We start from the raw sequence: 504 nt of genomic DNA, 5'->3' as shown, positions 1-504 counted from the left end.
CGGTGGCCCAACCCCTTGTGGGAGGGAGCTGTCGAAGGTGGGACTGGCGATTGGGACGAAGTCGTAACAAGGTAGCCGTACCGGAAGGTGCGGCTGGATCACCTCCTTTCTAAGGAGCATCTAGATTCCGCAAGGGATCCAGAGCCACTACGTCGGCAAATGTTCGACGGTGGTCAGCTCATGGGTGGAACGTTGACTATTCAGTACCTGGTGGTTCAGCCGGGTCGTGAGTACTGCCCCTTCGGGGCGTGGAAAGCGAACCGTATGAGTTCCGGGTACTGGGCGCGCTGTTGGGTGTCTGAAGGTACGGCCGATAAGGCTGCCTTCGACGCCGGCCCCAGTGAACTCGTCCTTAGGGACGGGGTGATGGGTGGCTGGTCGTTGCTTGAGAACTGCACAGTGGACGCGAGCATCTGTGGCCAAGTTTTTAAGGGCGCACGGTGGATGCCTTGGCACCAGGAACCGATGAAGGACGTGGGAGGCCACGATAGTCCCCGGGGAGCT

The 504-nt window shown here is 60.1% G+C and carries 2 rRNA genes; both read left to right on the top strand.

Going from position 1 to position 504, the window contains the following annotated elements:
• Positions 1 to 109: ribosomal RNA gene (locus CIB93_RS37070) — 16S ribosomal RNA — on the top strand; the annotation flags it as partial.
• A gap of 308 nt (positions 110 to 417) precedes the next feature.
• Positions 418 to 504, top strand: a 23S ribosomal RNA gene (locus tag CIB93_RS37065); the annotation flags it as partial.

It is taken from the genome of Streptomyces sp. WZ.A104 (assembly GCF_002382885.1).
Taxonomy (GTDB): Bacteria; Actinomycetota; Actinomycetes; order Streptomycetales; family Streptomycetaceae; genus Streptomyces.
Note: the sequence above shows the minus strand (reverse complement) of the source record. Positions and strands in the feature narration are given on the sequence as shown.